Below are 6468 nucleotides of genomic sequence, written 5' to 3'. Positions count from 1 at the left end.
CTTTGGAAGCTGATCGACCAAAGTATTGAGGGATTCCTGAACCTCGGGCTTTAAAAGCTGATCCAGGATATCCAACTTTTCTTGATTTGCAGAAATACTAAGTGCTTCATGTTCAGGTTTTGTTTTTGACATTACATCTACCATATCTAAATTCCCCTTTAATTTAATTTTAATTGTTAACTATATTTTTCCGCCGATACTACTAATCATACGACTCTAACCTCGTAATTTCAAATGTAATTTTCTCTGATATGAATATAATTTTAGCGGTCGATAAGAGTGAGTGAAAGGTAATTTTTCTCCATTAATGAATACCTTTGTTAAAAAAATATATCTGAAAATACAGAAAAAATGGTAAAATTATGTTAGGATATTTTAAAAAAGTGGTATGTTTAAGATTCTAATGAATATTGTATTCTTCAAGGAGCGGCATCGCCAAAAGAACATCCAGTTCCCCAGATATGGAGAGAACGATGGTTCTACAGGTTTGGGTGAAAATGGAATCGGGAATGAGATTGTCAGGTTGAAAGTTGCTACTATAAATGAAATGGAGTTGGTAGAATGGTGAATATTACTGGATATGGAAAAGCAAATCAAGAAGCAGTGAATGGTTTTCAGGATTTTGTCGGTTTTGAAATCCCCGCAGACTATAAACAGTTTCTTCTTACGTATAATGGCGGCATATCTGAGGTGCAAAACAGTAAGTTTTATGTAGATACATTGGATACCCTCGTTTGTCTGAATGTCCTCTATGGTTTAGATCTTGAAGATAAGGGACTTGATCTACGTAAATGGCACGAAGAAAATAAAAATGATTTACATAAGAATTGCATCATCATCGGTAATGATACATGTGCAGGGAAGATCTTGCTGATGAATAACGAAGAGGAAAAGGGCATTTATTTCTGGGATCAAGGTTGGTATTCGGACCCCTCAAGTCAGGATGAAAATATTTATAAAGTTGCAGAGAGTTTTCAATCCTTTATTGAAGGATTAAAGATTCCGGAAGAAATATGAAATTGAACTCCCTTGAATGGCTCAGACCTTTCAAGGTTTTTTATTATAATTTACAAGTAATGTTGTGGCGTAGGTCGAAGAATAGCAGTGCGGGAGAAAACGTGCCTCTGTAGCTGCCAATCATGTGTTCGGTGCGAGTTAAGGAATGTTGGGCATAAGGTCCTGTATTCATTTGATAAACCAGCTTGGACGAACAGGTTTGGAAATTGAATGGAAGGTTTACGGATAAAAGGAAAAAATATTGAAAAATTTTCATGCAAAGGGTAAAATTATATATTTAATATGAAAAACAAAAAATATATTTCTCTTCTTTTTTCCTTTTTTATATAAATATATAGTAAAATAATAATCGTTTGGAAATATAATAGTTTAATGGAAATTATTAATAAAGGCTTTGAGGAAGCTAGATAATCAAAAAAATGTAATCGATTGTAAGTTATTTCATTTATTATAGTTTCATTTACCTGCGGTAAGCGTGGTGTGTATATTTCTTTATTTGTTTTTTTCCCTTTTATCGTAAACTCAGAATAGGTTCGTTAACTTTTAACTGCTAGAGACGAGGTAAGCTTAATTTTATGAAAAATAAAAAGTTAAGGGCATTTCTTTATTTGACCATCCTTTTGTTAATTGCTTTCATTCTTTTGAATATGTTTTCTACTTATTTAAGCATTAAAAATTCTGTTCAAAAATCCGTTGCAAATCAAAACTTGGTAGCTGCCCGGTCCATTGCCGACTCTATGGATGTAGAGGCTTATGAACGATTTCTTAATAACCAAGTAAAGAACCAGGAATATAAGGATATTAAAGCGTACCTAGAAGATGCAAGAGAAAAAATCGGGGCTTTGTATGTATACACGATCATGGTGGATAATCCGAAAGTGTCAAGAGCGATGATTACAGGATTCTCCAAAGATCATAAAGGGGATTTTCCTATTGGCGGTGTCTGTACCGTTCCCCCAAAGCAGGTTAGACAGGCTTATCAAGGCAAAAGCTTTATAACCGGGATATTGGATGATCCGGAGTATGGCGATTATTTGACTGTCGGAGTGCCAATCAAAAATCGAGATGGCTCCACTATAGGCTTTTTAGGAATTGATGTAAGCGCAGAGAATATAAACTCCATTAATGGAAAGGTATTAAGAAGCAGCATTGCCATCCTCGTATATAACGGAGGATTTGTCATCATGTTGCTGGTTACCTTTTTTGTCGTTCAAAAATGGTATCAAAAAGAACTGACACGTGAAGTCGGAGATACTGAGGATACGTACCATTCGGAATTTCAATCGCTCATAGCTTCCGTCCGTTCATTAAGGCATGATTTTTCCAATCATATTCAGGTTATACATGGCCTACTTAAATTGAAGGAGAATGATAAAGCCCTCGAATATTTAACAGGTCTTTCAAAAGAGGTGCACTCCATCGAATCGATGAAGCTGGATGTCAGCCATCCTGGCTTATCTGTCCTATTAGAGACAAAAAAGCTCTCAGCCCAAAATTATAACATCGATATTAAAATCGATGTTTCACCTAACTCGTTTGACAGGGTGAAAACGACCGATTTAATCAAGCTATTGTCAAATGTTATCGATAATGCTGTTGAAGCGACAGTTGAATTGCCAGAGCAGGAGCGCCGAATGAATATCACCTGCAAAGCCGATGATGAAAAATATATATTTAGGGTCACGAACACAGGACCCAAGATAGAGGCATTTGATCAGGAAAATATATTCATCAGCGGGTTTTCAACCAAAAAGCCGCAAAAGGGAAAGACGCGCGGTCAAGGATTGTTCATCGTAAAAGATTTGGTGAACAGATATGATGGAGAGATCCAGGTACAATCTAATGAGAAGGAAACATCTGTATGGATGATGATACCAGTGAATGGGAGACCGATCTGATTGGACTGGCAGGGATGTACCATGACGAAAAAGGGTGATTGCTCATGCAGCGGAATCATCCTTTTTTTTTGTAAGGTTTAGGGGTTTCTGATCTTCATTCGATGAATCCCTCATGCTCCTGACTAGGCTCCAGCTATATGGAAAAGCCCTATTTTATAAATGCTTTTTGAACGGAGTTCCCTTGATTTTCCGGAAGTGAAATGAATAAAACTAGGGGAAATGGAGATAATGGGTAGATGTTTAGCTGCTTTCAACTAGATTATGTTAAGATAGGGAAAAAATCAAATAAGGCAGTGAGAATGTGGAACAAAAAAAAGGTAAGCTTCTCGTAATCATTGGGCCGACTGCTGTTGGCAAGACAAAAATGAGCATCGAGATGGCTAAGTTATTTAACGGTGAAATTATCAGCGGCGATTCCATGCAGATATACAAAGGAATGGATATAGGAACTGCAAAGATCAAGGTGGAGGAAATGGAAGGCATTCCTCATTATGTACTGGATATAAAGGAACCGCATGAACCTTTCAGTGCGGCAGAGTTTCAGGAGCGTGCAAATGCTTGCATTGAGGATATCCATAACAGGGGGAAACTCCCGATCATCGTTGGCGGAACAGGGTTATACATACAATCAGTGATTTATGATTATCAATTTTCTGAAGCACCATCCGACCCTGATTATAGAGAAGGGTTGGAAAAGCAAATAAGAGAGTCAGGGATCGATCCGGTTTTTGATCAATTACGTAAGGTGGATCCTGAAAGTGCGAAGCGAATCCACCCTAATAATGCAAGGCGGGTGATCAGGGCCCTTGAGATTTTTCATTGCACTGGTAAGACGATGAGCGAGCAGCTGAATGAACAGCCCACGGACTTGAAATACGAGACGTGCATCATCGGTTTAACAATGGAGCGTGAAAAATTATATCAACGGATCGATCAACGAGTTGATGGTATGGTGGAGGAAGGGCTGGTTCAAGAGGTTCAGTCATTTTATGATCAAGGGCTTAAGGATTGCCAATCCATTCAGGCTATAGGGTATAAGGAAATATATGATTATCTGGATGGAAGGGCCTCGTTGGATGAGGCTGTCGAAACATTAAAGCAAAATTCCCGTCGATATGCCAAAAGGCAATTGACTTGGTTTCGGAATAAAATGGATGTCATTTGGTTTAATATGACCAATCTAGATGGATTTCAGAAAAAAATACATGAAATATCTGGATTTATAGCAGGAAAGCTTTTCAACGAAGGCGAATACATAAATTTAGAGAGAAAAGAGGAGGACTAATACATGAAACAATCAGTAAATATCCAGGATCAATTTCTTAACCAATTACGAAAAGACGGTACGTATGTAACGGTATTTTTATTGAATGGATTCCAAATCAGGGGGCAAGTTAAAGGATTTGATAATTTTACCGTATTATTTGAATCGGAAGGCAAGCAGCAATTGGTCTATAAACATGCCATTTCTACATTCGCTCCACAACGTAATGTTCAAATTGATTACGAAGTGAAGGAATAGTCATATATAAGAATGTGAAAAACGGGCTTCGCTATGGCGGCCTGTTTTTTTTTTTTTATCCACAGTTCGTTTTTTCAAAGATTCGATAATTTTACGTATCTGCGTTGAATATATATCAAGAGACGAATTATTTTCCGGGAAACCGCAGGAAATGACAATTCCCCGCATTGTTTGATGAATTGGGATGGAGTTTGTCGGAATTTCAGCTCAACGGAAAACAATTTGTCGTGATAAGGCGTCGTTTGAAAAGAAAGAAGGCATTTTACACTGGAATTTTCACCATTCACGAAAAGAAATAAGGGAATTTCCCGATGGGGAAAGGTTCGGCTTATGTTACATAAGCATTCCCATCATAAATCGGAAATATAATGGATTGTGGAGCCAGGGGTCCAAGATGGAGAGGTGAATGCATTGGAACAACCGATCCGTATGAAAAATAACGGGCAAATCAATATCGTGTTTAATGCGGAAAATAGAAAAACGCTACAAAAGGAACTGCCGATAAAAGAAATTTTGGTGCAGGAAATACCTAGCCAGCATGCAGCCTTGAGGGAAATAGAAGAGGAGCTGAAAGCGCTGGTCGGGATGGAAGAAATGAAGCGAATGATCAAAGAAATATATGCATGGATCTACATCAACAAACAGCGTGAGGCAAAAGGGCTGAAGACTGGCCGTCAAGCATTGCATATGATGTTCAAAGGAAATCCCGGTACAGGGAAAACCACGGTCGCGCGTTTAATCGGGAAGTTGTTTCAAAAAATGAATGTCCTTTCAAAAGGGCATTTGATCGAAGCGGAGAGGGCGGATCTAGTTGGTGAATATATCGGTCATACTGCCCAAAAAACAAGGGATTTGATCAAGAAGGCGATTGGTGGGATCTTATTCATCGATGAGGCCTATTCCTTGGGCAGAGGCGGTGAAAAGGATTTTGGGAAAGAGGCCATCGATACGCTTGTTAAACATATGGAGGATCGCCAGCACGAATTCATTTTGATCCTTGCAGGGTATTCCCGGGAAATGGATTATTTCCTTAGCCTGAACCCAGGTCTTCATTCCAGGTTTCCGCTAGTTGTTGATTTTCCGGACTATACGATTGGTCAATTGATGGAAATAGCGGACCGAATGCTTCAGGAACGTGAATATATCATGAATCGCGAGGCTGAAAGGAAATTAAAGGAACATTTAATCATTTTGAGGTCATATCGCGGGTCTATTTCATTTTCTAACGGCCGCTATATACGAAATGTGATTGAAAAGTCGATCAGGGCGCAGGCGATGAGGCTTTTGCTTGAGGATTCCTTCGAAAAAACGGATTTATTGACCCTTACCTGCCAGGACTTGATTTTTGAGGATGACGAGAAGGAATGAATGGCATAGGGAAAGCCCGCCTTTTTTAGCGGGCTTTCCAAATTTATGTTTTCGGCACCCATTTTTTATTTGGAAGGTGCCAATTGTAGGTGTAAGAAAGGACTCGTAAAATGGTAATGATGGCAAAGAGTGTATATAGCTGCCATGCTTGGGACAATACACCGCTGCCTAATGCCATGCCTGCTATGATGGCCCACACTACGTAAATTTCTTTCCTGAAGACTAATGGTTTCCGGCCGGCCAATACGTCACGGACTATTCCGCCGCCGCATCCGGTTAACGCAGCTGAAACAATGATGGCGCTTATTGGGTGGTTTAATTCTACCGCATACATCGCCCCTTGGATGGCGAAGGCTGAAAGCCCAATGGCGTCACTGAAGTTCCCCCATCTGTCCCAATGTTTTGAGAGGATGGTTGGAAATACAAAAACGATGGTGATGGATAGTAAAGCGATGATGAAATAGAAGCTTTGATCCCACAAAGTTGAAACGGGGACGCCTATCAGCAGGTTCCTGATCGCACCTCCGCCAAACGCGGTAATGATGCCTAAAATGTACACTCCTAAAATATCATACTCTTCTTCCATGGCAATGATGGTGCCGCTAATGGCGAATGCGATCGTACCTATGAAACTTAATACTTCCCATGTCATATGAATGTTCC

General features: G+C 39.3%; 6 protein-coding genes and 1 pseudogene. 5 read left to right on the top strand and 2 right to left on the bottom strand.

Translation table 11 applies throughout. From position 1 onward, the window contains the following. A pseudogene (locus tag QNI08_RS09240) lies at positions 1-132 on the bottom strand (DUF1641 domain-containing protein); the annotation flags it as partial. 429 nt (positions 133-561) lie between these two features. Between QNI08_RS09240 and QNI08_RS09235 the strand changes: the two are divergent. The 5 genes from QNI08_RS09235 to spoVK all read left to right on the top strand — a co-directional run bounded on the left by QNI08_RS09235 (position 562) and on the right by spoVK (position 5805). Then, positions 562-1017 (top strand): SMI1/KNR4 family protein, encoded by a 456-nt coding sequence (locus QNI08_RS09235; protein WP_285767119.1) that lies wholly within the window; start codon positions 562-564, stop codon positions 1015-1017. 575 nt (positions 1018-1592) lie between these two features. Next, positions 1593-2915 carry a GHKL domain-containing protein gene (locus QNI08_RS09230; protein ID WP_285767118.1) on the top strand — a complete coding sequence of 441 codons (1323 nt, stop codon included), beginning with the start codon at positions 1593-1595 and terminating at the stop codon, positions 2913-2915. A 301-nt stretch (positions 2916-3216) separates the two neighbouring features. Continuing rightward, complete coding sequence (gene miaA, locus QNI08_RS09225) at positions 3217-4200, top strand: tRNA (adenosine(37)-N6)-dimethylallyltransferase MiaA (protein ID WP_285767117.1); 984 nt, start codon at positions 3217-3219, stop codon at positions 4198-4200. A gap of 3 nt (positions 4201-4203) precedes the next feature. Next, positions 4204-4437 carry an RNA chaperone Hfq gene (gene hfq, locus QNI08_RS09220; RefSeq protein ID WP_034313436.1) on the top strand — a complete coding sequence of 78 codons (234 nt, stop codon included), beginning with the start codon at positions 4204-4206 and terminating at the stop codon, positions 4435-4437. A gap of 411 nt (positions 4438-4848) precedes the next feature. After that, a complete protein-coding gene (spoVK, locus tag QNI08_RS09215) occupies positions 4849-5805 on the top strand; it encodes a stage V sporulation protein K (protein WP_285767116.1) in 957 nt (318 codons plus the stop codon). 43 nt (positions 5806-5848) lie between these two features. Here the strand turns inward: spoVK and QNI08_RS09210 are convergent, their stop codons facing one another. Beyond that, complete coding sequence (locus QNI08_RS09210; protein ID WP_061142357.1) at positions 5849-6457, bottom strand: trimeric intracellular cation channel family protein; 609 nt, start codon at positions 6455-6457, stop codon at positions 5849-5851. Positions 6458-6468 lie beyond the last annotated feature (11 nt).

It is taken from the genome of Peribacillus folii, assembly GCF_030271255.1.
GTDB lineage: Bacteria > Bacillota > Bacilli > Bacillales > DSM-1321 > Peribacillus.
Note: the sequence above shows the minus strand (reverse complement) of the source record. Positions and strands in the feature narration are given on the sequence as shown.